This is a genomic window from Streptomyces sp. NPDC033136 (genome assembly GCF_055578235.1).
This window is the reverse complement of record NZ_JBVIPD010000020.1, coordinates 133,876-158,744: the sequence shown is the minus strand read 5'-3', so window position 1 is coordinate 158,744 and position 24,869 is coordinate 133,876. Positions and strand designations below refer to the sequence as shown.

The 24,869-nt window shown below is 69.0% G+C and carries 22 protein-coding genes and 4 pseudogenes; 9 read left to right on the top strand and 17 right to left on the bottom strand.

The features are described from left to right. Positions 1-217: 217 nt before the first annotated feature. The 3 genes and pseudogenes from ACZ5TL_RS29975 to ACZ5TL_RS29965 all read right to left on the bottom strand — a co-directional run bounded on the left by ACZ5TL_RS29975 (position 218) and on the right by ACZ5TL_RS29965 (position 3,554). The gene (locus ACZ5TL_RS29975; RefSeq protein WP_468593699.1) at positions 218-346 is read right to left on the bottom strand and encodes a hypothetical protein; all 129 of its coding nucleotides are present in this window, start codon (positions 344-346) and stop codon (positions 218-220) included. Between the two features lie 484 nt (positions 347-830). Continuing rightward, positions 831-2,070, bottom strand: a pseudogene (locus ACZ5TL_RS29970) (IS701 family transposase). Between the two features lie 734 nt (positions 2,071-2,804). Next, a complete protein-coding gene (locus ACZ5TL_RS29965) occupies positions 2,805-3,554 on the bottom strand; it encodes an SDR family NAD(P)-dependent oxidoreductase (protein WP_468593698.1) in 750 nt (249 codons plus the stop codon). Between the two features lie 127 nt (positions 3,555-3,681). Between ACZ5TL_RS29965 and ACZ5TL_RS29960 the strand changes: the two genes are divergently transcribed. Further along, the gene (locus tag ACZ5TL_RS29960) at positions 3,682-4,116 is read left to right on the top strand and encodes an Rrf2 family transcriptional regulator (protein ID WP_468593696.1); all 435 of its coding nucleotides are present in this window, start codon (positions 3,682-3,684) and stop codon (positions 4,114-4,116) included. A gap of 193 nt (positions 4,117-4,309) precedes the next feature. Here the strand turns inward: ACZ5TL_RS29960 and ACZ5TL_RS29955 are convergent, their stop codons facing one another. After that, entirely contained in the window at positions 4,310-4,897 is a 588-nt protein-coding gene (locus tag ACZ5TL_RS29955) for a dihydrofolate reductase family protein (protein ID WP_468593695.1), read from the bottom strand. Positions 4,898-4,967: 70 nt separating this feature from the next. On the opposite strand from ACZ5TL_RS29955, the gene ACZ5TL_RS29950 reads away from it, so the two are divergent. The 5 genes and pseudogenes from ACZ5TL_RS29950 to ACZ5TL_RS29930 form a co-directional block, all read left to right on the top strand. Continuing rightward, positions 4,968-5,558: a TetR/AcrR family transcriptional regulator gene (locus tag ACZ5TL_RS29950; protein WP_468593693.1), complete on the top strand. Its 591-nt coding sequence runs from the start codon at positions 4,968-4,970 to the stop codon at positions 5,556-5,558. A 70-nt stretch (positions 5,559-5,628) separates the two neighbouring features. Beyond that, a pseudogene (locus ACZ5TL_RS29945) lies at positions 5,629-5,817 on the top strand (ATP-binding protein); the annotation flags it as partial. Between the two features lie 70 nt (positions 5,818-5,887). Beyond that, on the top strand, positions 5,888-6,175 hold the full coding sequence (locus ACZ5TL_RS29940; RefSeq protein ID WP_468593691.1) for a transposase: 288 nt from the start codon (positions 5,888-5,890) through the stop codon (positions 6,173-6,175). 765 nt (positions 6,176-6,940) lie between these two features. Beyond that, on the top strand, positions 6,941-7,429 hold the full coding sequence (locus ACZ5TL_RS29935) for a GNAT family N-acetyltransferase (RefSeq protein WP_468593689.1): 489 nt from the start codon (positions 6,941-6,943) through the stop codon (positions 7,427-7,429). A 147-nt stretch (positions 7,430-7,576) separates the two neighbouring features. Further along, positions 7,577-7,778 (top strand): annotated as a pseudogene (locus ACZ5TL_RS29930) (ISL3 family transposase); the annotation flags it as partial. 103 nt (positions 7,779-7,881) lie between these two features. On the opposite strand, the gene ACZ5TL_RS29925 reads toward ACZ5TL_RS29930, so the two are convergent. Continuing rightward, on the bottom strand, positions 7,882-8,784 hold the full coding sequence (locus ACZ5TL_RS29925) for an AraC family transcriptional regulator (RefSeq protein WP_468593688.1): 903 nt from the start codon (positions 8,782-8,784) through the stop codon (positions 7,882-7,884). A 225-nt stretch (positions 8,785-9,009) separates the two neighbouring features. Between ACZ5TL_RS29925 and ACZ5TL_RS29920 the strand changes: the two genes are divergently transcribed. Then, positions 9,010-9,348 (top strand): hypothetical protein, encoded by a 339-nt coding sequence (locus ACZ5TL_RS29920; protein WP_468593686.1) that lies wholly within the window; start codon positions 9,010-9,012, stop codon positions 9,346-9,348. Between the two features lie 142 nt (positions 9,349-9,490). Further along, positions 9,491-9,748 (top strand): type 2 periplasmic-binding domain-containing protein, encoded by a 258-nt coding sequence (locus ACZ5TL_RS29915; RefSeq protein ID WP_468593684.1) that lies wholly within the window; start codon positions 9,491-9,493, stop codon positions 9,746-9,748. 450 nt (positions 9,749-10,198) lie between these two features. Here the strand turns inward: ACZ5TL_RS29915 and ACZ5TL_RS29910 are convergent. The 11 genes and pseudogenes from ACZ5TL_RS29910 to ACZ5TL_RS29860 form a co-directional block, all read right to left on the bottom strand. Next, positions 10,199-10,684 (bottom strand): annotated as a pseudogene (locus tag ACZ5TL_RS29910) (serine hydrolase domain-containing protein); the annotation flags it as partial. Between the two features lie 592 nt (positions 10,685-11,276). After that, positions 11,277-13,034 carry a lysyl oxidase family protein gene (locus ACZ5TL_RS29905; RefSeq protein ID WP_468593683.1) on the bottom strand — a complete coding sequence of 586 codons (1,758 nt, stop codon included), beginning with the start codon at positions 13,032-13,034 and terminating at the stop codon, positions 11,277-11,279. Positions 13,035-13,246: 212 nt separating this feature from the next. Beyond that, positions 13,247-13,420: a hypothetical protein gene (locus ACZ5TL_RS29900; protein ID WP_468593681.1), complete on the bottom strand. Its 174-nt coding sequence runs from the start codon at positions 13,418-13,420 to the stop codon at positions 13,247-13,249. 573 nt (positions 13,421-13,993) lie between these two features. Next, the gene (locus ACZ5TL_RS29895; protein ID WP_468593680.1) at positions 13,994-14,569 is read right to left on the bottom strand and encodes a hypothetical protein; all 576 of its coding nucleotides are present in this window, start codon (positions 14,567-14,569) and stop codon (positions 13,994-13,996) included. Further along, the gene (locus ACZ5TL_RS29890) at positions 14,566-15,957 is read right to left on the bottom strand and encodes a hypothetical protein (RefSeq protein WP_468593678.1); all 1,392 of its coding nucleotides are present in this window, start codon (positions 15,955-15,957) and stop codon (positions 14,566-14,568) included. Before ACZ5TL_RS29890 ends, ACZ5TL_RS29895 begins: the two co-directional genes overlap by 4 nt. After that, complete coding sequence (locus ACZ5TL_RS29885) at positions 15,954-16,763, bottom strand: ABC transporter ATP-binding protein (protein ID WP_468593676.1); 810 nt, start codon at positions 16,761-16,763, stop codon at positions 15,954-15,956. Before ACZ5TL_RS29885 ends, ACZ5TL_RS29890 begins: the two co-directional genes overlap by 4 nt. 197 nt (positions 16,764-16,960) lie before the next feature. Next, positions 16,961-17,779, bottom strand: a complete 819-nt coding sequence (locus tag ACZ5TL_RS29880) for a zf-HC2 domain-containing protein (protein WP_468593674.1) — start codon at positions 17,777-17,779, stop codon at positions 16,961-16,963. Next, positions 17,776-18,336 (bottom strand): RNA polymerase sigma factor, encoded by a 561-nt coding sequence (locus tag ACZ5TL_RS29875; RefSeq protein ID WP_468593672.1) that lies wholly within the window; start codon positions 18,334-18,336, stop codon positions 17,776-17,778. The genes ACZ5TL_RS29880 and ACZ5TL_RS29875 overlap by 4 nt, the downstream gene beginning before the upstream one ends. A gap of 433 nt (positions 18,337-18,769) precedes the next feature. Further along, positions 18,770-20,023, bottom strand: a complete 1,254-nt coding sequence (locus ACZ5TL_RS29870; RefSeq protein WP_468593670.1) for an ATP-binding protein — start codon at positions 20,021-20,023, stop codon at positions 18,770-18,772. Position 20,024: 1 nt separating this feature from the next. After that, complete coding sequence (gene cseB / locus ACZ5TL_RS29865) at positions 20,025-20,801, bottom strand: two-component system response regulator CseB (protein ID WP_468593669.1); 777 nt, start codon at positions 20,799-20,801, stop codon at positions 20,025-20,027. Between the two features lie 118 nt (positions 20,802-20,919). Continuing rightward, complete coding sequence (locus tag ACZ5TL_RS29860) at positions 20,920-22,542, bottom strand: trypsin-like serine protease (protein ID WP_468593667.1); 1,623 nt, start codon at positions 22,540-22,542, stop codon at positions 20,920-20,922. Between the two features lie 878 nt (positions 22,543-23,420). Here ACZ5TL_RS29860 and ACZ5TL_RS29855 point away from each other — a divergent pair. Further along, positions 23,421-23,609: a hypothetical protein gene (locus ACZ5TL_RS29855; protein WP_468593666.1), complete on the top strand. Its 189-nt coding sequence runs from the start codon at positions 23,421-23,423 to the stop codon at positions 23,607-23,609. Positions 23,610-24,313: 704 nt separating this feature from the next. On the opposite strand, the gene ACZ5TL_RS29850 is transcribed toward ACZ5TL_RS29855, so the two are convergent. Further along, positions 24,314-24,769, bottom strand: coding sequence for a hypothetical protein (locus tag ACZ5TL_RS29850; protein ID WP_468593664.1), 456 nt, complete (start codon positions 24,767-24,769; stop codon positions 24,314-24,316). Positions 24,770-24,869: the final 100 nt, after the last annotated feature.

The window sequence follows — 24,869 nt, the reverse complement described above, 5'->3', positions numbered from 1 at the left end:
CCTGCTGCGGTTGCTCTTGCTTCCCACCTGGCACTACTTCCTCTGGAACCTCACGTCCCAGTCTCCAGGTGTCCAACATCAAGGGGAAGCTTCAGTCATCCTCGCGTCCCTGCTGATGGGGGCGTCGCATTGAACGATGGCTGGTTGGCCGAAGCCGGGCCTGGTCATGACAGAAGCCTGGAGGCCAGGCCCTCGAAGTAGCTACTATGGCCGACAGTCAGGTCCACTTGCTCGGGGTCCAGCCACAGCAGGTGGGCCCCTTGATGAACGCAGCCGTCTCCGCGGCCAGGATCGCCGGAGGCAGGCCGGCAAAGGCCGAACCGTCGGCCACGGTGCGCGTGAACATCAGCCGGGCGCCTGCCACGCGCTGGCGTCCGCTAGGCGGAGGCGCACCGGAGGCTGCTGGATGCCTCCGCCCACTCATTTGGTTGCGCCTATCAGTTCACCCACCTCCGGCGTGAGGCCGGGCATGCGGCGGACGCGGTACTGCTGGGCCCGCGGCCTCAGGCATGCGAGCTTTCGTTGAGGTTTCGCTTTTGATCGCCGATGGGTCATCGGGGCAGGTGTCGGGCGAAGAACGATCGTAGGTGATGCCGCACTGTCGGCACCGATTCGGCGGGGTTCGATCGTGCCGACCAGCGCGAGCCTGGCCTAGTACTCCAGCAGTACTTCGTGGCTTGACCTGGGGGAACGTGGAGCGGTGGGAGTGTAGCGGGCAGGATGCCGTCACGGACGACTTCCGCCCGCACACCCCTCGAAGGAGTGCCCACGACGGCGGTAGTGGCAGTGGCGGGCCACAGCTTGGCGTCGTCGACGCCAGTGCGACCAGCTCAACGCGTGGGTGAGGGTGTGAAGGTCTCGGGGTGCGTGAGCTGCCAGGAGTCGCCGCACTTCCGCCACGGTGAGCTCGATGACCACGGCATCCTCACCGGTGGATCCCCTTTTTCGGCTGCTCGCGCGCTTATCGCCGCGAGGAAGGTGTGGGCGAGCATGGCCAGGGTGATGTGTCGGTACCAGCCGACGTAGCGGCGGACTTCGTACTCGTCCAGGCCGCACTCGTTCTTCGCCGCCTGGAAACACTCCTCGATCGCCCACCGAGCGCCGGCGACGCGCACCAGTTCATCCACTGCGACATCCAGCGGTGCGTAGCCGAGGTAGTAGGCAATCTCGTCCGGCCGGCTCAAGCTGGCGTCGTGCCAGCGCCCACCGCCGACGGATCAACACGCCGTCCTGGTAGTCGTATTCGGCTACTGGCCGCAACTGGACGGCCGCCCAGTCGTACTCGCGCTGCCCCTTCGCGCCGGCGCCGCAGGAACGGCGTTCCCATGCCTGGTCGGGGGCCTGCTCGAAGGCTCTGTCGATGCGTGGGCCAGCCAGGGAGAACTGGGACTTGGGGACGGCCAGGACGTAGCCGACGCCGGATGTTTCCAGCATCCGGCGGAAGCGGTTGTCCTGTCCGTAAGCGGCGTCCGCCGTGACCCAGGCGATCGGCAGCGGCGAGGCCAGCGCTCTGCGGACGATCGTCGCCGCGAGGGTGTTCTTGGTGGCGAACTCCCGTTGATCGGGGATCTTGGCCGCGCGGCAGCGGTCGCGGTCGTCGGTCCAGGACTTGGGCAGGTAGAGCTCGCGGTCCACGAGGGCGCGGCCGATTGTGCTGGTGTAGGCGGCGAAGACGCCGATCTGGCAGTTCTCGGTGCGGCCGGCGGTGCCGGAGTACTGCCTTTGGACGCCGGCGGAGGTAGTGCCCTTCTTGAGGAACCCGGTGTCGTCGATGATCAGTACCCCGTCGGGGCGGCCGAGGTGTTCGGCGACGTAGGCCTGCAGGTCATCGCGGATGTCGTCGGCGTTCCAGCGGGCTCGGGAGAGCAGGTGCTGCAGTCCGTCGGGGGTGGCATGGCCGACGTGTTCGGCAAGTTGCCAGCTGTTCTTGCGGGCTACCGAGGCGAGCAGTGCGCGGACGTAGTCCCGCATACGGCGGCGTGGCTCGACGCGGCCGAAGTGGTGCCCGATGGTGGTGAGGAGGTGGTCCAGGTCGCGGTCCCAGGTCTCGGCTGCCTGTTCGGTGATCACGACCCGAGGCTTCCCAGGGCACGGGGCGACCTTGCCGTCGTGGGCACTCCTTCGAGGGGTGTGCGGGCGGAAGTCGTCCGTGACGGCATCCTGCCCGCTACACTCCCACCGCTCCACGTTCCCCCAGGTCAAGCCACGAAGTACTGCTGGAGTACTAGCCCGTCATCAGCCCCGCGGTCTGCAACTGCGGTGCGATGGCGGTGTAGTCGGTGAACACCCAATGCATGGCAGGTCGACTTGCTGCGGGCGGGTGCGCAGCATCAGCGGTCGGCCCAGGCCGTAGCGGGCGACCGGGTACAGATCCCCTTGCTGATGGTGGCCGTCCGGCGAATAGTTCAGGCGCCCTCCATGTTGACGGCCGCACTGATACGGGACTCCTCGTACATACCCTGGGCCACGGCGGTGCCGCCGGCGGAGTGGCCATAGCAGCCACCCGCCTCAGATCCAGGGCACGACCGAGGCTTTCCGGCAGCGCGCGCCCTGTCTCATCCGGATTGCGTCCGGATGCCAGGGCCGCCAATTCGTCGAGAACGAAGCGCAGGTCAGCGATCCGCGTGTCGATCATGATGCGGGCAATGCGGGGGCCTTTGCTTGTTCTTTATGGTCTGACCTCGAACGATGTCCCGAACGTGATCGCTCGTACGACGATTCCGGGGACGTGAACACGGCCTTCGTCTGATCCTGGGCTCCGACCAAGAGGTACTTGACCAGTACGAAGGCCGTGGGGTTCGGGTTCAGGCGTTGTAGCCGCCGTGGGCGTCCAGCACCGCACCCGTGACGTACGACGCGGCGGGGCTCGCCAGGAAGGCGATCGCCGCGGCGATTTCGTCGGGGTGCCCCATGCGTTGCAGGGACAGCGAGCTGACCAGGGCCTTGAGGGTCTCGGGGTCCGGCGGTTGCATGCCGCCCTCCATCAGTCCGGCCTCCACGACGTTGGCCGTGATGTTCCGGGGCCCGAGGTCGCGTGCGACTCCCATGGTGTACCTCTCGATCCCGGACTTGGTCGCCGAGTAGTCGGCAAGGCCGGGAGCGCCGACCCGGGAGCCCAGTCCGGAACTCACCGTGATGATGCGGCCTCCCGTGTGCAGCACTCGGGAGGCGGCCCGGATGACGGCGATCACGCCGAGGTAGTTGGTGGCGTGCATCCGGTCCAGTGCGGCGGTGTCGGCGTCCGGGTCGTCCACCGTGCCAGCCACGGAGATCGCCGCGTTGTTGACGAGGATGTCCAGGCCGCCGAAGTGCGCGATCACGTCGTCGATCAGTGCCGGCGCCCGGCTCGTGTCCGCCTGGTCGGACTGGAAGGCGACGGCCTTGGCTCCCTTGCCGTGCACCTCGTCGACGACGGCCCGCGCCTGCTTCTCGGAGCTGACGTAGGTGAAGGCGACGTCAGCGCCCTGCTCGGCCAGCAGCCGTACGGTCGCGGCTCCCAGTCCGCGCGACCCCCCGGTGACCAGGGCGACCTTGCCCATGAGTGGCTTGCTCATTCTTCTCACCTCGTTGATTGACCTTCCCGGCAGTCGCAACGCTAATTGTTACGACAGACTGTTGCAACCTTCACTGTTACGACTGCGCTGTCGTAACATAAAGCGTTGCGGCCGAGAGGAGGAGCCCATGAGCGCCAACAGCAGGCTGACCATCGCCGCCCACGCGCTGGCCTGGATCGGCCTCTACCAGCGCCAGGGCCATGACGTCGCCACCTCCGAGCAGATCGCGACCAGCGCGAACACCAACCCAGTGGTGATCAGACGGCTGCTCGGCGAGCTGCGCAGGGCTGGGCTCGTGGAGTCCCGGCGGGGCGTGGGCGCGGGCTGGTCACTGGCACGCGAGCTGGAGTCGATGACCCTGCTCGACGTGTACGAGGCCGTGGAGCCCGGCCCGCTGTTCGCGATGCACCGCACCACCCCGAACCAGGGCTGCGTGGTGGGTTACGGCATCCAGCCGGCGATGCAGGGCATCTACGAGGGCATCGAGGAGACCCTGAGACATGAGCTGGCCCGCGTCACGCTCGAGACCGTACTCCGGGACGTACTCGCGGCACCTCGCTAGCCTCCCCGTTACGCCCTGACATCACCAAGATCCCCATCGATGCCCAGGCCAGTGAATAGCCTGGCAACCAGTTCGCGTTTCCCAACCTGGGTGTCATCATCCCCGGCCGCCGCGTGCTCGCGACTCGGGGACGATCTGGTGTTCTGCGCCTATACGGCTTCATCTGTGCCAGGTGACGGGTCTCCTGGGCGGGCTACCGCCGCGTGAACCAGGTGGCCGTGACGTCATTGGCGAACGACTGGCGTTCCGTCACGCTGAAGAGCGTGGGGTTGAACCCCCCGTCGAACGCCGAGATACCAGCCCCGGCCACCACCGGATAACTCTTGATGATCAGTCTGTCGATCTCGGGCAACAGAGCACCCGCGAGCCGACCGCCTCCGCACAGCCAGATGTCCTTCCCTTCTTCTTCCTTGAGCTTGCGGACCAGGTCGAGCGGGTTGTCCTTGATCACGGTCACATCCGGGTCGGGGCTGGCCCCGAGCGTGCTCGACACCACGTACTGACGCAGGTGCGCGTATGGGCTGGTGATGCCCGCGTCCAGCACGGGGCGGTAGGTGCCCAGCCCCATCAGTACGGTGTCGAAGTGAAGATTGGGCGCATCCGCTAAGCCGTGCACAGCGCGCAGCGCGGTGGGAGCGGTCTCGGGATAGCGCTCATTCATCCAGGCGCTGTAGGCGGCTGCCTGCTCATCGTCGCCTGCCGGGTAGAAGTCGGACTCTCCGCCGGGGCCGGCGATCCGGCCGTCGAGGGAGGCGGCGACGTAGTAGACGAGCTCTCGCATCGAAGCAACTCCATTCATAGTACTATGATCAGAGTGCCGCGAACATAGTACTACAACTGGAGTGATGTCAATGGTGCGCAGGAATGATGAGCGAAGGGCGGCCCTCGTGGATGGCGCCATCGAGGTCCTGGCCAGGGAGGGCGCGCGCGGTCTGACGTTCCGGGCGGTGGACACCGAGGCCGGTGTGCCCGCCGGTACGGCCTCCAACTACTTCGCCAACCGCGACGACCTGCTCACCCAGGCCGGCGCCCGTGTCTACGAGCGGCTCCAGCCCGACGAGGCAACCATCGCCCGGCAGCGGGCGAGCGCTCGAGGCCGGGAGACCTACGCGGTCCTGATGCGCGAACTCGTCGGCCGGATCAGCGACTTCCGCACCGGCTACCTTGCACTCCTCGAACTGCGCCTGGAGTCCACCCGGCGGCCACAGCTCCGCGCGGTGCTGACCGAACAGGTGCGTGCCGACCTCAAAGCCAACGTGGCCTACCACGAGGAATCCGGCCTGCCCGGCGACGCCACCGCCGTCCAGTTGCTGTACCTGACCCTCAACTGGCTGATCGTCGAGCAGCTCACGCTCCCAGACGTGCTCTCGGATGCCGAGCGCGAACGACTCGTGACGGCCGCGGTCGAACGGCTGACAACGAGTTTTCCCCACCCAGGCTGAGTGCCGGGCGAGTCGGCATCAGGGCCGCGTCAGGGAAGAACTGAAGCTTCTGGTAGACGGGATGCCGACCAAGTCCAACCCGCTCTGCCTGATCGGCGACTCCGGTACCGGCAAGTCCCACCTGCTGATCGCCCTCGGGACCGAGGCCGCCATGGCCGGCTACCGGGTCCGCTACACACTCGCCACCAAACTGGTCAACGAACTGGTGGAAGCCGCGGGCGAGAAGATCCTGACCAAGACCATCGCCCGCTACGGGCGCTGAGGGGCCCCGAAGATCCCGGACAGGGACCCAATAGGGTTGTCCTGTAATGAATCGAGGGAAGAAGCAAGTGGCACGTCCAAGTCCGTACTCGCCGGAGTTCCGTGAAGAAGCGGTCCAGTTGGCATTGAAATCCAGCAAGCCGATCGCCCATGTTGCCCGGGAACTCAACGTGAATCCCGAGACTCTCCGCACCTGGGTGCGCCAGCATGAGCGCGAGCACGGACGGCAGGACGAGCCGCTGCCGGTGGACGAGCGGGCCCGGCTGAAGGAACTCGAGCGTCGCGTTCGTGAACTGGAGATGGAGAACTCCTTCCTGAAAAAAGCCGCAGCGTACTTCGCGAGGGATCCCCGGTAGCGAGCAAGTACGAGTTCATCGAATCGATGCGACTCGACAACGCGGAGTGCGCGTACTCCGTCGAGTTCATGTGCAGAAAACTCGGCGTGTCCAAGTCCGGCTACTACGACTGGAGAAACCGGCCCAGACAAATCGCCGAGCTGTGGAGCCCTCTCCTGGTCAGATCGGGCATCCCATCCATGAGGCCGACATTGCCGACGTCGTCCTGGCCAACCTGCTCAGGCCAACACCGCCCTGCACCGGATCGTGCAGACCCGCCTGCGCATCGACCCGCGCACCCGGGACGACTGCGAACGCCGCAGCAAGGAGGGCAAGACCCGACGCGAAATCGTCCGATGCCTCAAACGCTACGCTGCCCGGGAGGGCTTCCACCTGGTCAGACTCACACAGGCATACCCCCCGTTATAGAGGCAGTCCGTGCGCGGCCCCAGGCCGATGTCCCCGGCTCCGAGGACGGTGAGGGCGTGACTCCAGCCGTCGGGGACGGCGAACAGGTCGAAGATGATCCGCCTCACGAGGCCAGCCCGAAGACGTCCTGCGCAGATTGGCTGTCGCTGCGGGAGGCCCAGGGGAAGCAGCCGTCGACCACTCCGTTCTCCGGCTCCTCCGCAGCGGTTCGGGCGTCCAGTTGCTGCTGGCGGGCGACGTGGCAGTGCCGTGGTCGATCGAGGCCTGGACGAGTGGTCCCCGGGAGCGGTGCAGGAACGCCTGCCCGAGCAGCCGACCGCCGCACGAAGGCACTCTCCGGTGCGAAATACTCTTCCGATGAGTTCACGCACTTCCCCGATCTGCCGGCCGACCACGATACGGAGGGCCGTTGCGCGGGATGCCAAACGGCTCACACGGCTCGTGCGTGGCTCAGGCGCCTACGAAGGTAAGTACGCAGCCGCGGTCGCGGGCTACCGGGTCGGTCCTGATTACATCGAGGCCCACCGCACCTTCGTGGCCGTCGGCGCCGACGAGCATGGAGGTCGGGTCCTCGGGTTCTACTCGCTCGTCCTCGCTCCACCGGAGCTCGACCTGCTGTTCGTCGCTGACGAAGCGCAAGGACGCGGTATTGGACGACTGCTCGTCGCGCACATGCAGTCCGAGGCCCGTGCCGCCGGGCTCGACCGTGTCAAGGTCGTGTCGCATCTTCCCGCCGAGGACTTCTACCACCGCGTTGGTGCGGTGCGGACCGGGACCGCGCTTGCGAACCCGCCCGCCGTGCCGTGGGACCGTCCCGAATTCGAGTTTCGCATTCCTTCGGAATGACCCGGTGTGCCGTTTGGCGGGGCACCGGCTTCACCCGCCCGCCGTGCCGTGACCCGGCGCCGCACAAGACCCGCGCCGACCAGCGGGCGCGGTCGAGCCCGCCAGGGCGGCCTGGGCGCGGCGGCCGGGTACCACGGGTACGCCGCGTGGCACAACCTGTGTGAAGCCGCCTGAGCGAGGTGAAAGCACACAGCACCTGCTGGGCGGCCGTGCTGGACGCGACTCTGTACGACAGGCCCCGCGCGCAGACGACCCTGGAACGCTGGCACCAGGTCCACGGCCTGCTCGACCAGGGCGTGGGCCTGTTCGATGCGCCCGCCGCCTGCAACTGGCCCTGAACACCGTTCAACACCTCTTTGAGGGTCGTACAGGCGTGGGATTCCGGCCAGATGGTGCCGACGGCGGACAGGCAGGGTGACGCCGGCCCTGGCCATCCGGGGCTACAGCGGTGCTCACGGTCCGGGCGACAGCCCGTCACGGCGTCGGAAGCGCCCGGGAGAGATACCGAACTCTCGTCGGAAAGCGGCAGAGAAGGCGAATTCAGAGGCATAGCCGACTCGCTGCGCGATGGTGGCGAGTGGTGCTTCGGTCTCGCGCAGCAGTCGGGCGCCTCTGGTCAGCCGCCAGCCGATCAGGTACGCCATCGGCGGCTTGCCTACCGACGAAGTGAACCTCCGAGTGAACGCGGTACGAGACAGGCCGGCCGCCTCGCTGAGCCGTTGCACAGTCCACGGTGCTTGCGGGCTCGCGTGGATCGCCTGCAGAGCGGCGGCGATCGCCGCGTCGTCGACCGCAGGGCAGCCTGCTGAGTTCTGCTCCTCATGCCACAGCCGCAGCACGTGCACGAGCAACAGGTCGACGAGCGCTGACCGGGTCACTCCGGTGCCGGGCCGTGGCTGTGTGACGTCCTCGTCGAGCAGGTCGATGAGCGACCGGAGCTCTGGGTGCCGGTCGTAGTCGGGCGACACATGGATGATGTCCGGCAGTCGGCGCAGAAAGTAGTGCACCTGGCCGCCGTCGAGCCGGTAGGCGGCGCAGAGGAACTCGATGACGGCCGACCCCGGGTCACACGGCGGCCGAGGGCCCGTCTCTGCCTCTGGCAGTTCCCCCAGGGCGCGAACAGTGTGACTGAGCCCGTGTTCCGTACCGTGCGGCACGAAGACGATGGTGCCCGGCCGAAGCGCGACCGGCTCTTCGGCAGCCGTGAGCAGCCATCCGGAGCCGCGCAGGATGACATGGAAGCCGGCGCCCGCGAAGGGCGGGAAACGCAGGCCCCAGGGACCGGACTCGCAGACCCGACGGGCGAAGGCCTGCCCGGCTCGGGCACTGCTGACGACCTCGTTGATCACGTCCACAGTGCTCAGGCTATCTCGGCAGACGCACAACCTCGTATGTATCGGCGCCGGGCGGACATGGTGGGCCCCGGTGCACCGGTGTTTGGATTCGATCGTGACCACAAAACGACGCCACCCACCCGCGGAAACCGACCACGCAGGTTCTCGTCCCCCGAGCCACCTGCGGGAGAGTTCCGCGACGGGACCCCTGTCCCGGCAGTCGACACCCACGATCAAGGAGACGTCGTGACCAGCACAGCGTGGACCATCACCATCCCCCGGCAGCGAGTCCAGGAGTTCCGCGCCCTGCTCACCGAGCTGAACAAGGACCTGTCCGGCCTTGCCGAACGGGCGCGGGCTGCGGGCTATCACCGGGAGCGGATGTGGCTCCAGCCCAACCAGGACGGCAGCGCCCAGCTCATCGTCTATCTCGAACTCGATGAGGGCGTGGAGCTGCCCGAGCTCGCCGCCCGGCTGCGCACCTACGAGTCCGAGTTCACGCGCTGGTGGAATCCCCGTTACGAGTCGTTCATCTCCCCGGGAGCCCCCGGGGAGACACTGCTCGCGTGGGACGACAAGGCCTGACGGGCTGTCGTTCGCTCGAGCCTGGTGTGCCGGTCGCACGTCGATATGGAGCTCGGATCGATCCGGCGGTCCTCGACGATCTGGAAGCAACTCAGGAGCCACCACGACGTCGTCGTCAACCTCTTCGGTATGCGGCCAGGTCATGGTCGAGCGCAGCCTCGACGAATTCGGACTGCGCCGCCCGGTGGGCCTGCGCGTGCCCTTCTTCTCCGCAGCGGCGGCCGCGCTGCCGGGTACCGAACTGATGGCCACCCTCCCGCGCCGTGCCGTCCTCACGTACGCCGATGACCCGTTCTACCGCGTGGCTGCGGCGCCGGAGGAACTCCCGCCTTTCCCCTATGGCATCGTCTGGCATCCCGTGCCGGCGGCGATCCGGCTCACCGGTGGCTGCGGCGAGTGATGCGGGATACCGCCGCGCAGTTGGCCGGCCGTGGGCCGCGTGAGGACGGTGACGTCCCAGCGCCAGATGACCGGTGAGACACAGCGATGGGTCAGGCCGTAGCGGGTACCGACTTCATATGGAGGCTCCCCGGATCGGCTGCCCGTGCGGTCCTCGTGGCAGGCTTCCCAGCGCACACCGGGAAGTCCCCGGCGCGATCAGCCACTCGGCGACGACGGTGTTGATCCACCAGCCCGACCGTGGCGCGATGGCGTGCTTCGCTCGCTCGAACAGGCAGGTGACCAAGGTGTCGGCGGTGGTGGGCAGCCTTTGAGTCGGTCGCTGGTCGTCCCTGCGATCAGGTCCCGGCCGCCGGCAGTGTCACCCGGCTCCGGAGGCCACCGGACGTGTTCGCCTCGGCGGTGATGGTGCCGCGGCGGGCGTCTACTCAGGGACCGGACGAGCCCGAGCCCGAGGCCACGGTCGCTGGAGACGTGGTCGGTCGATCTTGTCGGCGGGCACGTGGAAGGCGGTGTCCTTCATCCCCAGCGGATCGAGGATGCGTTCGCGCAGGAACGCCTCCAAAGACTGTCCGGTGACCCTGGAGACAAGCACGCCGACTACCTCGTTGCTGAGGTCGTACTGCCACCGCGCTCCAGGCTGGTACTGCAGCGGCAGCTCGCCGAGGCGGCGTATCCACTCGTCCGGCTCGGGCGCCGGTCCGAATGCCACGCTGTAGTCGAGACGCTCGAAGGTCGCGGCCCTGATCGGGGAAGCCATCGACTCGAAGTCCACTCCGAGCCCGAACGTGGAGGTGAGCTGGTCTCATACGGTGATCGGCCGGGGTGCTGGCACGGTTTCGTCCAGCGGTCCGTCGGGCCGCTTCAACACCTGCCGGTCGGCGAGTTCGGGCAGCCACTGATCCACCGGGTCGTCCAGCCACAGCCGACACTCGTCGGGCTCGACGCCGATCCCAAGACGTTCACCGCCACCCTGGACGACGTCCATCACCGACTCACCGAACAGATCGACGACCTGATCGCGCGCCGCGACAGGCTGCACCGTCTCGACCATGGCGACCGGGCCCTGCTGCCCGACCGGGCCTGCGCGGTCTTGGACCGACTCGTCGAACTCGGTTTCAGCCCCGACTACGTGGCCGGTCAACGGGAGGCGCTGGTCCCGGACATCTTCGACAGCTTCCTGATCCGGCTTGGACATCCGCTTGACGATCCCGAGTCCGTCGAGCTGACCAAGCGCGGTCGGGATGCAAGGTCCTGGGATCCGGACGACCCGCTGGTATGGGACTGCCCGGCTTCCGCGCCGTGCTGTGACACCGAGGGTCCCACTCCGCTCCGTACTCCCCGTCCCGCGTGCGCCAGTGACGCACGAGCCCTTCGGCCACATCGGCGATGTCGCCCGGGGTAGCGAAGACGCGGTGGAGCAGCCGAGCGCTGTACGTGAGCAATGAACTCCCGCTCAGAGAATGGCGCCGACGGCCGTGTCCCCGCCCTGATCTCGGGCGGGAACACTCCTCAGTCGCGCGGCGGGGTCAGTTGGCGTTCACCAGGTCGTGCGCCGGCACGGTGACCGTCCGCTTACCCGGCTTGCCGCCGAGCACGATCTTCCGCAGGGCACTGTTGTTGTCGAGGTTGGTTTCCTTCAGCCGCTTCTCCGGGTTGGCCAGCACCTGGATGTAGTAGGTGCCGTTGGGCACGCCGGTGATGTCGAAGGACTGGCCCGGCAGGTCCTGGGTGTAAGTGTCACCGGAGCCGACGTCCAGCACCTCGCGGACGGAGATCGAGTTCTCCTCACCGCAGGCGGTGGCCAGGTCCGTGTTGTACGGGTGCCAGTTGGCGTTCTTCACCGTGTAGTCGATCGCGTCGGTGTTGGCCAGGCAGAAGGCTTCCTTGCCACTGCGCACGGCTTCCTTCTTGTCCGCCTTCAGCAGCCGGTAACTGGCGAAGTCGGTGAAGTGCCAGTGCACATGCCCCGGGCGCGGGTCCCACTCCATGGTGCCGGTCGGGGTGTAGCCGACCTGCTTGCCCTTGGCGTCGTAGAAGTACTGGAAGGCGTCCATCTTGGCCTTGCCGGGCGAGCGGAACCCGTCCACCACGAGCTGCGCCGGGCCGGCGTTCCAGACGTTGGCGCTGAACGCCAGGTAGTCCTTGCCGGGGATGTCCCTGCCGCCGTCGCTGATGGTGATGCCGTAGGCCGGCAGCGAGCGCAGGTCCGGCTTGGGGACGTCCGGGACGGAGGGCTTACCGGTGGGAGCCTTCGACGGCGGTGTGAGGGCGGGCGCCTGACGCGAACCGTCGGTCTGGGCGCCGATGTCCCCGGCCTGCGGAGACAGCGCGGACTTCTGCTTCCTCTTCAGCGCCCACGGCAGGGCCGGCGGCGCGGCCTTCAGCGGACCGTGGCCCACGTTGTACGAGGGACCCGCACCGCTCGTCACCGGCGCGGCGTCCTCGGCGGGGGCCGGGGCATGCCCCGGCCCGTGACCGGCGTGCGCGGTCGGCGTCTGGTGACCGGCAACGTTCCCGGCGTGCTCGCCGGCCTTCGCGGAACGGGGCACCGCCTCGGTGGTGCCCTCTTCGTCCTCGTAGCTTCGTTCCACCACGGTCAACTTGACCGTGGCCGTCCTGTTGGCGATGCCGAACAGGTCGCGGTACTTCTTGGCGACGCCGACCTTGGCCGTGTATGTGCCGGCCGGCAGTTGGACCGGCTCGGTGTAGGAGCCCGCGTAGGTGTTGGCCGCCCAGCCCTTCTCGACGCCCCACACGGAGCCGAGGGTGAAGGGGTTGGTGGGGCAGCTCTCCGGATACTTGGAGGTGGAGGGTGCGTCGGGCCGCACTCGGCCGCTGGCGTTGTTCGGGCAGAAGCTCTCGGTGCGGGTGAGGACCTTCTTGCCGGCTTTGTCGGTGAGGGTGATCTTTGCGAAGCCGGGCAGCCCGGAGAAGTCCTTCACGGTGCCTGTGGGCAGCTTCTTCGCCTTGGCCTTGCCGCCCTCGTAGACGGTCTGGGTGACAGTCACCGGGTCCTTGTAGGACTTCCGCGTCACCTTGAGCTCCAGGGGCGTCCCCTCGGCGATGAGGTAGGTGCCGAGGTCCAGGTACACACCCGGATCCTCCTTCCAGGAGGTGAGCGTCACCGAAGTGGTCGCCGCGATGAGGCTCAGCTCGGGGCCCGTCGCGGTCTTCGCCGGCTCCTGCGCTGCGGCCACGATGCCGGCCGTAACGGCCGTCACGGCGATGGCCGTGGTGCCGGCGAGCAGCGTACGCCGCAGCCGAGCGGTGCGCTTTCTGGTCATGGTTCTGTCGTCCTCCGGTGCTGTGAGAAGGAAGCAGGCGGCTCGGCGCGTCCGCGGGGTCCGGGCCGGGGCCGTCACGTGAGAGGCGTTTGCTTCGCCCGCGCTGTGAGAGGAACAGACCGGTTGCTCGGTTGTCCGGAAGGCGGAAAGGGGTGGCGTGTTGGCCGAATGCCGTCGTAGTGACGAGATCTGGCCGTCGGTGCGGGCACACCTCACCCGAGGACAGTCCTTCTGCTGCAGACGCCGGCCGGATCGTGGTCGATCTCGCGGTCATGCTGGCCGACGGCGGCAAGGCGATAGCGGACCTGGCCGTGCTGCGTGACCAGACGGAGGTTGTTCGGCCCCGTCGCTTCCACTGCGACCACCTGGCGCCTGCTGGCCGACATCGACTCCACGGCGTGAGCCCGCCTGCGCTCGGCCAGGGCCGCCGCCCGGGAGGTCGCGTGGCTGCAGGCTGCCGAGACCGGGACAGGGATACCGACAGCCCGCGCTGGGGGAGGCGACCTGCCGGGCCTGGTCCTGGTCTTCGACGCCACGCTGATCAGCGGTTTTGTTCAGCGGCGTCCGGCGGTGAGCCGGGTCGTGGGACGACCCGTTCGCCCACGTCTCCAGCGTGCCATCCCCGCACCTGCGGGGTGGCTGCAGCCGCAGCAACGCCCGACCGATCAGGCAGGTGTCGTCCCAGCATCGCGCGGGTGATCCCCGGCACGCGACGGATCGTGCTCCCGCGGAAGGCAGCCTCGGGGCCCGGTTGGACGTTCCCCGCTCTCGGCCGACGGTCCAACCGGTCCGGCAGCCCGGCGTCGTTCGCCGTTGGTTGGGCCTGTCCAACGCTTACCGGCTGATGGCCCGCCGCGACTGGCCGCCGCTCTCGTGAGCGCCGCGGCGAGTCCGCCGCGCGCACGAGAGCGGATCCGCACACGATCACGGCCGTGCCCCGATCCGGTAGCCCGGACCGGCTACCGTCTCGGTCCCGCGAAGGCGTAGGCCGCGGTGCCGACGACCGTGAGGACCAGGGCTGTCCAGGTGCCCGCTGCCGTGCCGGGTGGCAGCAGCATCCAGGTCGCCACCTGCATCGGCACACTCGTGGCGGGCGGGGCGAACAACGAGAACGAGAGCCAGGCGAACGGCAGCGTCCATGCGTAGTGGCCGCCCGAGAGCGTGGCGCCCAGGGCGGCCAACCCCATCAGGCCCGCGCTGTCCCGGACGACGAATGCGGTCGTGGCCACGTCCTCGCCCATCGACTGCACGGCCAGCAGCGCGGCACCGGCGACCGCGCCGCCGAGCAGCACGTGCGCCGCCCTGCGGGGCACCCAGCGGATCGCGGCCGTCCGGTCCAGCGCGACGTCCTGTCCGCTGAGCCCGGTCGAGACCGCCATCGCCGCCGCGGTGAGAACGAGCACGGGCAGCCGCGAATCACCGGGGCCCTCGCTCCCGTCCCGGGCGAGTACCCACAGCGCCACCGCGCTGATCACCACCGCGGCGAGCGACGCGGGCACCTGCCGCGAGCGCGCATACAGCGTCAGCCATCTCACCGGGACGCATCGCCGTTCAGCGCGTCGAACGCGTCGCCCTTGCAGGAGAACGCGGTGGCGCGCATCGCGTTGATCCGTGAGAGCTGCTCGGCATGCGGAAGCGCCTTGAGTTCCTTCCACGCCGGTCGGGTCTCGGCATCGCGGTGCGAACTTACCGGCTCTGTGCGGGGAAGCGGCCTGAGGTCCCCCAGGACCCAGCCCACCGCGACGGTCCGCGCGATGTCATCTCCCCCCGAGCGGTTCCAGCCGACGGGGGCGCACCCCGGCACCATGCCTTTGGCGATCAGGGCCCAGGTCAGCTCCTCGCCCTTCGCGGCGGCGATGATGTCGTCGTCGAAGTCGAAGAGCACGGTCTCGCGGGACCACCGCGGCGTGGAGCCGTCCGGCTGTACGGCGGTGTTCTCCCGGACCGAGACCGGCGCCTGGCCGCCCAGGGCGCTGTGCAGCAGGCCCAGCGCCTCCTTGCCTGGACCCGCCAGGTCGCTGAGTCGTGCCTGGTGCGTCTTCGTCACGCACACCGGGCCGTCGCACACCAGCTCAGCGGCGGCCTCGTCGACGACATACATCCGGCGCGGGTCGGAGGGCAGGACGAACAGAGCGATCACCGCGCCCGCCAGGACGGGCGTCAGGGCGATCAGCCGGGCGCGCGGAGTCGCGGCGACCATCAGCGCGAAACCGGTCGCGACCATGCCGAGCAGCCAGATCGTCTGCCCGACGTGCACGGGGGCGGAGAGCGTGACGAGCACATCGCGCACCTCCTGCACCGCCGGTGACAGCAGGGAGATCCGGTTCGGCTCCGTGCTCGTGATCCCCGTCGCCGTGGTCGTCTCCGTCCGGCCCAACGACATGTGCATGAGGGCCGTGAACACGACGGCGCCCATGGCCAGCGCGGGCGGGGTGAGCACGGACGGCAGGGCCCGCCCGGCCCCCATGCCCAGCACGGCCCCCGCGACCAGGAAGAGTGCCCCCACCAGCGAGATCGGCAGCCATCCGAGGTGCGTGTACTCGGTGTCGGCGAATACCTGGACCCCTCCCACGAGGACGAGGAGCGCAAAGGCCGAGGCCAGCGTGATCGCCGTCGTGCCCGCCAGCGTGGCCGCGCGGTGCCAGGCGGGCCTCGGTGTGCTCGTCAGCAGCTCGGACATCTTCGAGCGGTGGTCGCGCAGGCCCTGCAGCGCCCCGAGCCCCACGGCCAACGGCCACAGGTAGAACAGCAGGGAGCGGGTCCACAAGGCCATGGACGTCCACTGGGCCGTCCACGCCGTGGTGCCCCGCCACCACGCGGCGTCCCCCAGGTACAGGAACGCCAGCGCGCTCGTCAGGACCACAGCACCGGCCCACCGGGCGACGGAGCGCCTCAGCTCGATGCGCAGGACTCGGATGTTCACCAAGTGCCTCTCTCCTGCTCCGGATTGAGCAGAAGTGCCGAGTAGCCGCGCTCCAGCGGGCTGTCGCCCACGTGGTCGGGGCCGCCCGCCGCTGCCAGGTCGTCCGGGGTGCCCTGAAAGACCAGCCGGCCCTCGGCGAAAAGCACCACGTCGGTGCAGGCGGCGGCGACGTCCTCCACCAGATGGGTCGAGACAACCACGCAGGTGTCCGTACCCAACTCCTGGAGCAGCTCGCGGAACCGCAGCCGCTGCGCCGGGTCCAGGCCGACCGTCGGCTCGTCCAGCAGCAGGATCGTCGGGTCGTTGACGATGGCCTGGGCGATGCCCACCCGCCGCACCATGCCGCCCGAGAGGGCCTTCATCCGCTCGTCGGCCCGGTCAGCCAGGCCGACCCGCTCCACGGCGCGCTGGACAGCCCCGGGGATGTCCGCCTTGGGCACCTCCTTCAGCCACGCCATGTACTCGACGAACTCGCGCACCGTGAAGCGCTTGTAGTAGCCGAACTCCTGCGGCAGGTAACCGATCCGGCGGCGCACCGCACGGTGCTCCCGCATGCCGCCCACGGACTCCCCGAGCAGCTCCAGACTGCCCTCGGCCGGGCGCAGCACGGTGGCCAGCGCCCGGATGAAGGTGGTTTTGCCCGCCCCGTTGGGGCCGAGCAGACCGTGTACGCCGGTGCCCAGCGACAGGTCCAGTCCATCGACCGCCATCCGTTTCCTGCCGACCCTGACCTTCAGCCCGATGGCCCGGATCTCCCAGGCGTAGGCCGTGGGCGCGATGTCAGCCGCACTCACTGCGGTCATCATGTGGCGTTCCTGACGTTGTTGGTGGGTTGATTCCGGTCACCCGATCGGGAGACCCAGGGATGCCGGTGTGGCTGTGGTGTTTCAGCCCTTTGGTGGCTTGAAAGGCGCGGGCCGCCTGGCGACCCGCGACGACTTGACCACTCATTGGGATGCGCGCGACAAGATCGCTTGAAGGAACACACTGGCGGGGTCGATGGTCAACGATGGGCTCCCAGCACGGAGTACGCGCCCCTGCGGGCGATCACGACACCGATGCCGAGCGCGAGGATCAGCCCCCACACGGGCAGACCGTCCGTCTGCAGGGCGAAGGTCATTCGGCTGGCGGCCAGGCTCGGCGCCACGACTACGGCGGCCCACACCACCACCAGCGCAACGGCCGCACGGGTCACGCCGACGACACCGCCGAGCGCCAGGGTCGTGGAGGTGAAGGCCAGACAGGGCAGCAGCCACTGCGCGGCCGTCACCCCCGTTACCCATCCGCCCACCAGCAGCGCGGGGACGACCACGGCCAGCACGGATACGGTGCGCCGCAGTACCAGATAGAGCCCGGCCCTGGGCACCGAGGCCGTCAGTTCGTACGCCGGGTCCAGGCCACGCGACCACGACGCCGCGACACCGAGCACGGGCAGCACCGGGGCGAGCAGCAGCACCCACGACACCTCGCCGGAGCCGGTGTCGACCAGGCCGAGCAGCAGCGCGAGCAGCGTTACAACCACGACCATGGCCAGCCACGGCACCATCGTGGGCGTCATCCACCTCGACAGCCGTGCCGACCAGCGTCGCCGGCGCGGCATCGTCGCGGTGGCGGTCAGCTGGGGTTCGAGGCCGGACCACACGGTGTCGACCAGCGACGCCACGGCGGGCACCTCGGCACCGACAGCGGCAGACAGCCGGTCACGGCACACCCCACACGCCTCCAGATGAGCCTCCAAAGCCCACACATCGTCGGCGGCGAGGTCCGTGCCGCCGCGCGCGTAACCCTCGATGATCCGCATCGACGCATGTTCCACACTCATGCCAGCGCCCTCCGCATCTCGATCCGGGCCCGGCGGGCACGGGTCTTGACCGTGCCCTCGGGCAGCCCGAGCAGGACCGCGGTCTCCCGGACGGACAGCCCGTCGAGCACCATGGCCTGCAGTACCTGTCTCAGTTCCGGCGCGAGGCACCGCAGCGCGTCCCCGACATCACCGCCGACGGTCTCCGCGAGCGCCTCCTCCTCGGCGGCGGGCGCCACGGGTTGCGGGGCGGCCGCGGGCGGCGGAGCCGCGTGATGGGCCCTGCGCCGGAACGCGTCGACGAGGCGGCGCGCCGCAATCGTCCACAGCCAGCCGACGGCCGTCCCCCCGGCCGCGGCCCCGGCGAACGCACCCGCCGCGCGCCACACCGCCAAGTAGGTCTCCTGCATGACCTCCGCGACGATCTGCTCGTCCACACACCGGCGGCGCAACCGCACCGCCAGCCACGGCGACGTACGCCGGTACAGCTCCTCGAACGCGGCACGGTCGCCTTTTGCCACCAGCCGGACGAGACGCTCCTCGTCCAACTCGTGCAGCGCTGCCTTGACTGATCTCACACCCGCTAGACGCCTGAGCCGGGCCGCAGGTTTTCCCCTCAACGTGATCCCCGCCACATGCGGAAAGCCCTGGGCTCAACTTGATCAAGCATCGCTTTCAGGACCGTCCGGCCCGGGTTCGAGAGCACGCTCCCCCATCAGACCCGGAGCGGTGCATACTTGCCTCCAGCCGCTGTCCCTGGGCACAGAGAAACGGCCAGCCCCCCGGCTGCCCGGTGCGGAACACCCGCCCGTTCGTGATCAGAGGCGTCCGGAATCGAAGGCAACCGCGCCAGGCTGAGACGCCTGGTCAGGCTCGATGTCCTCACGAAGTCGACGCCGACGGCTTCACCAGGAACCAGTAGCCGACCGGGCACCGCGACCAGCAGCCCTACCCCGGCCTCACTCGGCCTCACCCGACCGCAGCTGCGTCATCGTGGCGTGCCGTGACGCGTCAGTCGACCGCCGGGAGGCGAAGCGTGGCGACGGCCCCACCGTCAGGCGCGTTGGCGAAGGACAGCGACGCCCCGATGACCTGGGCCTGGCCGAGCGCGATGGTCAGCCCGAGGCCGTGGCCCCGGCCGCGTTCCGTCGCACCGGTGCGGAACCGTTGGGGCCCGTGGGCGAGCAGGCCGTGGGGGAAGCCCGGGCCGTGGTCCCGTACCGTCACACAGGTCCCCGTCACCTCGACCTCGACGGGGGCGCGACCATGCCGGTGGGCGTTGACGACCAGGTTGGCGACGATCCTGTCAAGTCGGCGCGGGTCGGTCTCGGCGGACACGGCGTCGGCCGTGGTGAGCTGTGTCTGCAGCCCGGTGCGGGCCAGTGACTCCCTGACCGCCTTGGCGAGCGGAACGGGCCCGAGTTCGGCCCGCTCGGCGCCTGCGTCGAGCCGGGAGATCTCCAGCAGGTTCTCCACCAGGGTCCGCAGCACCGCCACTCGGTCCCTGACCATTTCAGTGGCCTCCCCTTCGGGGAGCAGCCCGCTCGCGGTGACCAGACCCATCAGCGGGGTGCGCAATTCGTGAGCGACGTCGGCGGTGAAGCGCTGCTCGGCCAGCAGCCGTCCGAGCAAGCTGTCGGCCATCGAATCGACGGTGGCGGAGATCTCGGCGATCTCGTCGCTGCTGCGGCCCGCCGCGGTCCTGGCGGCCAGGTCACCGGCCGTGATCCGGCGTGCGGTCCGCGCCACCAGACGCAGCCTGCGATGGGGCAGTTCCGCGGCGAGCGCCGACAGCGGTACGACGACGGCCAGCGCGACCAGGGAGTACTTCCACATGTGCCGGTCCAGGGCGCGCCGGGTGAGCAGGTCGGGCGTCATGTCGACCTTCACCGCCACGGGGCCGCCTCGGTACGTCTGCGCCGCCCACATCGAGGGGTGGTCCCCGGGGCCGTCACCGTCGTACCAGGTGGCATACCCGTCCCTCAGACCCTGCGAGTCCCGGAGTCGGCGCAGCAACTCGACAGGCATGTCCTCGGGCGACATCCGAAGCGAGTCGGGCGCGGTGGTGTGCCGCTCGAGGTCCTGCAGGTCTCGGGACAGCTGCGTCACGGCCTTGGCCCTGCCGTCGTTCAGCGACCGGGCCAAGGTGCTGCGGTGGACCAGCACCCCGACGGTCAGCGCGATGGCGCAGCAGGCCACGGCGACAAGCGCAGCGATCTTCCAGCGCAGGGAACGCCAGTTCAGCAGGTCGCGCAGGGTACCCAAGTCAGCGCCGCAACTTGTAGCCGAACCCGCGGACGGTCTGGATCCGCTCGGCTCCGATCTTCTTCCGCAGCCGCTGGACGCACAGGTCGACCACGCGGCTGTCGCCGTCCCAGCCGTAGTCCCACACGTTGCGCAGCAGCATGTGCCGGTCCAGAACGACGCCGGGGTTCGCGGCGAATTCCAGCAGGAGCCGCAGCTCGGTGGGAGCCAGCGCAACCGGTTTGCCCGCCTTGAACACATCGAGGCCGACGGTGTCGATGGTCAGGTCGCCGAAGACCAGCGGGGCGCGTTCGCCCGGGCGACCGGAATCCTCCGGCCGTGCCGCATCCCCCACCGGTTCGGCCGGGGGGTGGTGCGCCACGGCCGGGGCGGCGGGGTTGAAGGTCGCCCGCCGCAGCAGCGAGCGGATCCGGGCCACCAGCACCGCGGTGTCGACGGGTTTGACCACGTAGTCGTCGGCGCCCGCCTCCAGGCCGGAGACCACGTCTACGGCGTCGCCGCGCGCGGACATCATCAGGATCGGGTCCATGCTGGTCTCCCTGACTCGGCGGCACAGCCCGATGCCGTCGAGGGCGGGCAGCATCACGTCCAGCAGCAGCAGGTCGTGGCGGCCTTCCCGGAACAGTTCGAGTCCGGTCAGTCCGTCACCGGCGGAGGTGACACGGTAGCCGTAGCGCTCCAGCGCCAAGGTGACCGACCTGCGGATCACTTCGTCGTCCTCCACGAGCAGGATCGCCACGGGCACCAGGGCGCTTCCCCCGGCCACTGGAACCGACATCTCTCCCCATCGGACGTAGGTGCTGGAGGTCCATCATGCGACGGGGCATCCCGCCCTGCCGAATCCTTCCTCCACCGCGCCTACGCCGGAACCGGGTTCGCCCGTGGTGCTGATCGGGTCAGGGTTCGCGGGTCTGGGGGCTGCTGCGCCGGTCCTGGTCACCGGGGAGGCCGTCGCGGTGGCCGGGACGAGGCGTGGCACCGGTGAGGGTGCAGCCTCGGCGGGACAGGTCCAGTTTCGATCCCTTGGCCAGGCAGTCCGTGATCATGTGAACCTGCTGGCCATAGCTACGGCCCTTCGTGGAGGTCACTTCCCCGTTCCGGCCCACTTCGCAGGGGTTGTTGTCGGTGCATTGCTCCCCGTCGTCGTTGTGGGTGTTGTGGATTCCCACGACCGTGGTGCCGTCGGGGGCCAGCAGCGCCGAACCGGAGTCGCCGTGCCAGGGGGCGCAGTCGTCACTGGTGGTGTAGCGGATTGAGTCGTTCAGCTGGTAGCCGCCCTCCCGCAGGTGCGGGACTACGGCCTCGGCGGTACATGTGTAGCGGGCGCCGACGGACGCCACGGTCAGTGGGTCGCCCGCGCGCACGGGGACGGAGGTGAGCTGGAAGACCTTCGCGCCTTCGGCCTTCAACCGCGCATAGGTCTTGTCCAGGCGGTAGAGCGCGATGTCGGTGCCGGTCATCGTCGCGTACACGAGCCGTTTCGCACGAGCGGTGATGTGCGGATAGCCCTGACGGTCGGCGACAGGCACCTCGCGATCGGCCGGCTGGTCCACTGTCGCAGTTCCGGGCGCGGGCCACTGTCCTTGCACACAGTGACCGTTGGTCAACAACAGCGCCGGGTCCTGCGGCCGGGAGGCGGAGGTGCGGACCACTGAGCCCGCACAGCCGCTCAGGTCCACCGAGCCTTCCATGTCCGGGATCAGATCATCGGGGGGCACGTTGGTGCCCGTGATGATGCCGTTGATCCAGTCGGCGTGCTTGGTGACATCGGAGTACAGCGTCTTGCCGCTTTCGTCGGGGCCACTGACGACGCCGGCCACGGCCCACTGGTCTCCGTCGCGGACCAGCGCAGGCCCACCGGAGTCCATGTTCGACGCGGCGATTCTGCTGTCGCGGCTACCGATGCACAACTCTCCGCCGGGCGCGGCTGACGGACACATCGAGATCGGCTGCACCACGGTGTCGGCCTCCCGCAGCCGCTTGGGGAAACACGCCGCGTTGCTGGTGTCGTCGCAGGTCATGCCCCAACCCATGATGCGGACGGGCGTGTTGTCCGGTGGTGTGGTCGAGGCGATCCGCACCGGCTTGGCCCGAACCGGGGTCCGCAGGTGCATCAACGCGAGGTCGCGGCCCCAGAACCCTCCCTCATCGCGACTGGTTGCCAGCCGGTAGTAGTGGTCGACCTCGGCGACCTCGCCGCCGAAGGTGGTGTCCAGTGACCCGACCCGGACCTTCCAGCCACGCGGGACACCAGCCTTCGCGTTGGTCGGGTTCCTGCCGGCGCAGTGGCTGGCGGTCAGGACCCATTGCGGCGCGAGGACCTCCACCCCACAGCCGTGCTTGTCCGGGCGCGGAGGGGCGGGGTAGGACGGCTGGAACGAGCCCATGAACGAGTAGGCCCGGGTGGACTCGGTGCCACCCACGACGGCCTGCGCCGGTAAGGGTGCTACAAGGGCCGCGGTCAGCGCGATCCCCGTCGTCAGGGCGGCGACCGCCCTTCGGCCTGTCGAGGTGTGCATGTGTGGCTCCCCTTGCGTCTGTTGCCGGCCATCGCTCATGCGGGCTGGTGCGGGGGACAGCAGTCGGCCGTCCCGGCCTGCAGCGAGCCTGGACTCCGCGGCCCTCCGGAGGGTCTCTCCCGCGTATCAGGCGCGGCGCGGCAGCCGCCAGTTGCGTATCAGCGTGTCCGGGACAGGCCAGATGATGCCGTGGACACGGATGGGAAGCGCCCCGCTGCTGTTGTCTGTCGCAGCGGGACGGCGGAGGCGGAGGCAGAGGCGGAGGCGGAGGCGGAGGCGGAGGCGGAGGCCCCAGGATGGACAGCGTCGGCCGCCGGCAAACCGCGTCGGTGAGGCGCTCGCCGAGCAGCCCCACAGCTGTGCGCATTCCGGACCCGGCGCTGATCCCGCCCATGCGGCGTGGGGTACCGGCCAGGTTCATGGCGATGGCCATCATGCCCGCGCCGCCCGCCGTCTGACCGGCTCGCCCGACGAGCGTGAGCAGCAGCCACGGCGATACGGCCACCAGCACGGCGCCGACGGTGACGAAGGTGGCGCTGAACCATCAGCGCATCTCGTGCCACTAATGACTACTTTTCGGTCAAGTTCAGGCCTAGCTCGGATACCCACAGAGAGCGCTTACCGGCTCTTGAGCGCAAACCCACACCGGCACAACTTGTCTCAGAGCCAGCGCACAGCCGACGGGGCTGCTGGGGGCGCAGCTTCACTCCATGCACACTTGCGGCGTCCGGCACCTTCCACGCACTGCGAAGGACTCCACCGCTATGAGTGAACCGGGCAGACCGCTGCCCTCTTGCCGCACCAGCCCCGTCTCTGACCGGCTCACCCGAGGAGTCCGCACCGCTGGACGCCTCACGTGCTGGAGCCTGGCAACCGGTATGGCCACAGCCGCCGCGGACCTGGTCCTCGAACCACAGGCCACCTGGTGGACCGCGCTCTGGCCCATCCCCTGGTACCTCCCCGGCCTGTCCATCCCACTCTGGGCGGTCCTGCGTGCCTGCGAGAAGGCCGCTCAGCAATCCGGCAAAGACGACGACTCTCCCCGACAGTGGGACAGAGCCGCCTGATGCCCCAGCTCTCCGCCTGCGGCCACGAGGGCGTCGAGATCGCGGTGTCGTGCATCGCAAGCGGTGCACGACACCGCGGGGTGCACCGGATGGACGGTCCTCAGCGTCGTCATCACAGCCAGGCGGTGGAGTGCCGCGGCCGGGACAGGGCGCGAGCGTCGCGGCGGGCCCCGCACAGGGGGAGGCGGTCCGGTTGCGGGTGAGCGCGCGCAGCACAGCCTGATCCTCGATGCTCGCGCCCCAGCCGTCCGTTCCGCCTCTGTCCCCTCCCCCGCTCGTGTCGTGCGAGCTGCCCTTGTGTGGCGCGTGCAAGGCGGCCGTTCGGTGGCCAGATCCTCAAGCAGGACGGCGCCACCCGCCCGGCCCGGCCACCTACAGCAGGTTGATGCTGAAATCCACCGTGTCCCCCTGCTCCAGGCCCGTCTTCACGGGTGCCTTGGACGAGCGCGCCACGCGGGGGCGGCCGAGGCAGGGATGCCGGCAGCGGCAGTGCCCGCGACCACGACGGCCGCAAGGGCCACGGAGGCCAGCTTGCTCTTCTGAAGTGTCAGGTTCCCCTCACATACCCATCGGCGCGAGAGGTCAGTGCGCGCCTGCGCACCTGAAGACGCGCCATGCCCGGGAGAGGTTCGGTCTGTCGGAGAACCTTTACCGACAGCCAGGATGTCAACTGCGTCGATATCCGGGGCCCTTTGAGGTCAGGGTCAGTTGGTGTCCACGATGAAGCGGCGACTGAGACTGATCTGGCGTGAGAACAGGCCCAGGTCGGTGGTCACCGTCAACTCGTACTCCCCGTCCCGCAAGGCGCTCAGGTCGAGCACCCTGTGGCTTCCGACCCACAGGGTAGGGACGATCTCGCCGTTCAGCCTGGCCTCGACATTGCGCAGGGCCTCATTGCGCTGCGCCTCACCGTCGCCGGGGCCGACCGTGTCCACCAAGACCGTGTCCAGCGTGAGCCTGGCCTCGGGTAGCGTGGCGGCGTTCAGCACGCCGCTGCTGGGGATGCCGCGTATCCGGAGCTCCGGCTGGTTCACCGCGTTGGCCACCGCGGTGCCGCCGATCGCAAGGATGGCGGCGACAGCGGCAACCAGAAGGGTGATGAGCACCCTGCGCAGGGACCGGGTACGCGCAGGGTCCGGCGCCTTCGGGGCCAGCCGCATGGACACATCCTTCGAGGAGTTGCTGCTGTGGGTCGTCGTCTCCGCCGTTTCGCCCTGCCTGTGGCCTTCGCGTCGGCCTCCTGCACCGGCTTGCGGACAG

Bases quoted from the DNA above. Each gene is read 5' to 3' on its own strand.
- ACZ5TL_RS29885 (WP_468593676.1), bottom strand. From the start codon at position 16,763: ATGATGACCGCAGTGAGTGCGGCTGACATCGCGCCCACGGCCTACGCC.
- ACZ5TL_RS29905 (WP_468593683.1), bottom strand. From the start codon at position 13,034: ATGACCAGAAAGCGCACCGCTCGGCTGCGGCGTACGCTGCTCGCCGGC.
- ACZ5TL_RS29855 (WP_468593666.1), top strand. From the start codon at position 23,421: ATGGCCACAGCCGCCGCGGACCTGGTCCTCGAACCACAGGCCACCTGG.
- ACZ5TL_RS29860 (WP_468593667.1), bottom strand. From the start codon at position 22,542: ATGCACACCTCGACAGGCCGAAGGGCGGTCGCCGCCCTGACGACGGGG.
- ACZ5TL_RS29915 (WP_468593684.1), top strand. From the start codon at position 9,491: ATGGTCGAGCGCAGCCTCGACGAATTCGGACTGCGCCGCCCGGTGGGC.
- ACZ5TL_RS29850 (WP_468593664.1), bottom strand. From the start codon at position 24,769: ATGCGGCTGGCCCCGAAGGCGCCGGACCCTGCGCGTACCCGGTCCCTG.
- ACZ5TL_RS29935 (WP_468593689.1), top strand. From the start codon at position 6,941: ATGAGTTCACGCACTTCCCCGATCTGCCGGCCGACCACGATACGGAGG.
- ACZ5TL_RS29975 (WP_468593699.1), bottom strand. From the start codon at position 346: ATGTTCACGCGCACCGTGGCCGACGGTTCGGCCTTTGCCGGCCTGCCT.
- ACZ5TL_RS29965 (WP_468593698.1), bottom strand. From the start codon at position 3,554: ATGAGCAAGCCACTCATGGGCAAGGTCGCCCTGGTCACCGGGGGGTCG.
- ACZ5TL_RS29955 (WP_468593695.1), bottom strand. From the start codon at position 4,897: ATGCGAGAGCTCGTCTACTACGTCGCCGCCTCCCTCGACGGCCGGATC.
- ACZ5TL_RS29950 (WP_468593693.1), top strand. From the start codon at position 4,968: ATGGTGCGCAGGAATGATGAGCGAAGGGCGGCCCTCGTGGATGGCGCC.
- cseB (WP_468593669.1), bottom strand. From the start codon at position 20,801: ATGTCGGTTCCAGTGGCCGGGGGAAGCGCCCTGGTGCCCGTGGCGATC.
- ACZ5TL_RS29960 (WP_468593696.1), top strand. From the start codon at position 3,682: ATGAGCGCCAACAGCAGGCTGACCATCGCCGCCCACGCGCTGGCCTGG.
- ACZ5TL_RS29880 (WP_468593674.1), bottom strand. From the start codon at position 17,779: ATGAGTGTGGAACATGCGTCGATGCGGATCATCGAGGGTTACGCGCGC.
- ACZ5TL_RS29900 (WP_468593681.1), bottom strand. From the start codon at position 13,420: ATGTCGGCCAGCAGGCGCCAGGTGGTCGCAGTGGAAGCGACGGGGCCG.